The organism is Maribacter taeanensis (assembly GCF_047345145.1).
In the GTDB taxonomy this organism is placed as follows: domain Bacteria; phylum Bacteroidota; class Bacteroidia; order Flavobacteriales; family Flavobacteriaceae; genus Maribacter_C.
In genome coordinates, this window is record NZ_JBLFER010000009.1 from 1 (window position 1) to 1,892 (window position 1,892).

Below are 1,892 nucleotides of genomic sequence, written 5' to 3' on the forward strand. Positions count from 1 at the left end.
GTATCCTATGATAAATCCAAATTTTGAAGCATAAGTTTTATCTATTCTTCCAAGATTTTTTGTGCAAACCTTTTGAATCGATTTACTTATTATATCCTGAGCGTTTTCCTTTTTTTGATTTTTTTGTGACGTTTCATTTTTAAGTTCTTGATTCGCTTTCATGATTTCTTGTCTTGATTTACTTCCCATAGGGCCTTCGCCGTTACCTTTTTTGATGCTTACCCAGCTACAATGTCCGGGCTTGGTAAGGCGTATAAAAAAGAGCGAGGCACGAGCCTGGCTTTATGCCGCCGTCCAAGAACGGATGTTGTTTTTTCGCTATCAAAAAAAGGTAATGGTGGAGGTACTTACTAAAAGTGGGGCAAGACACATTTATGAAAGAATCCAATAACTATGGAACGGCACAAAATGACAGATGTCAAATCCTGTGCCTTATTCCCGATTTGAGGCATGACGATCCTATTCCGCTTAATTTTGTCCCTACAGGGAAGAAGGATTATTTAGCAGCTAACATTGGTAATGGATCCGGTTGGAAACTAAGAAACGTATCCCATTGTGTTGACATATGGCGTACCCCGTGCTACTACGGCGAAGGCTCTTGCCACTAACTTGTTTCGGATAATGTTCAACGTACTCATTTTGCTCTTGCCAATTTCGAGCCTTCGTTCATAGTAAGCCTTTAACTCCGGATTGCATTTTACGGCCGACAGTGAACATTGGTGCAATAAGGCCTTGCCTTCCTTGTTGGCCAAACGACTGACCTTGGTCCTTCCCCTGATACTTGTGCCCGAGCTATGGGGAAAGGGCGCTATACCACAGTAGGAGGCAAACTTGCGCCAAGTGGTAAACGACGTGAACCCTACCGTATATACGATCATGAAACGGGCCGTTACTTTGCCGATTCCTTTGATACCCGTTAACAAGGCCAGCATCCTTTTAAGCTCCACATCTCCCAGTATCAATTTGTCCATCTCCCGCTCAAGGTCGTTTATCCTCCAACTCAGTAAGTTGATAATGTCCTCCTGAACCCAGAAAAGAAGGGAGTCCTCTTCCAGTACTCTTTTTTGCTCTCGCAGGGTCGCCATATGCCCTGCTCGTTGACCGACCAGCTTCTTGCGCATTGACATCAACCGTTTCAACCTTGTCAGGGTTGAACCGGGAATCCTGCTCGGAAGGGTCTCCTCCCTTGTGCGATAACCATAAAGGGCTATCCTTTTTGCATCCGCCCTATCGTCCTTGCCCCTTATTATCCCGAGGGAACGTTTGATCTCAAGACCGGAGACGATACTCATAAGGCAATCTTCCTGGTCCAACAAGCGCACCAGATGATCCGAATAAAGGCCGGTATGTTCCAATACAAAGAGCAGGTTATTTCTATCCATACCACTTTTCTTTAAAGACCAACGTATCATTTTCGTGATACCCCCAAAATCGTTATCGAACGTTTTGAATTCTTGGCTCTTATGGATACAGCAATCCAAGGTCAGCTTACTTACATCAATACCGATGACTTCTTTAATTTCCATAATTTTACTTTGCTTTAATTAGGTTGTTTAAACTAAGACCTTTACTAGCAAGGGCTAAAATCCTATATGGTTCTGACAACCTGGTTATAAAGGACGGGGACTGATACACTATAAAGGCTTTTAACCTGGCCGTCGCGGAAGTTCACCCCGTCCTTTTCAATCTAGTTCATATAAATATCCAAAATCCATAAAAAAGGATGGTGCCCATTACTCTACTAAGGCCAAATGCCTAACCGTCGCTATGGTTCGCACCATCCTTTTGACTTATCAACAATATTCCAAGTTATGAGTCTCCCCCAGACCCCCTCTTTTCAACATCATCATCATAATAGATTTCATCTATGCAACAAAACTAAAGGCCGTCGC

The 1,892-nt window shown here is 43.3% G+C and carries 1 protein-coding gene; it reads right to left on the bottom strand.

The features are described 5' to 3' along the window. Window positions 1-536: 536 nt before the first annotated feature. The gene (locus ACKWCD_RS18950) at window positions 537-1,526 is read right to left on the bottom strand and encodes an IS110 family transposase (RefSeq protein WP_413985537.1); all 990 of its coding nucleotides are present in this window, start codon (window positions 1,524-1,526) and stop codon (window positions 537-539) included. Window positions 1,527-1,892 lie beyond the last annotated feature (366 nt).

Excerpts from the sequence above, each read along its gene's own strand:
- ACKWCD_RS18950 (WP_413985537.1), bottom strand. The coding sequence starts at position 1,526 with ATGGAAATTAAAGAAGTCATCGGTATTGATGTAAGTAAGCTGACCTTG.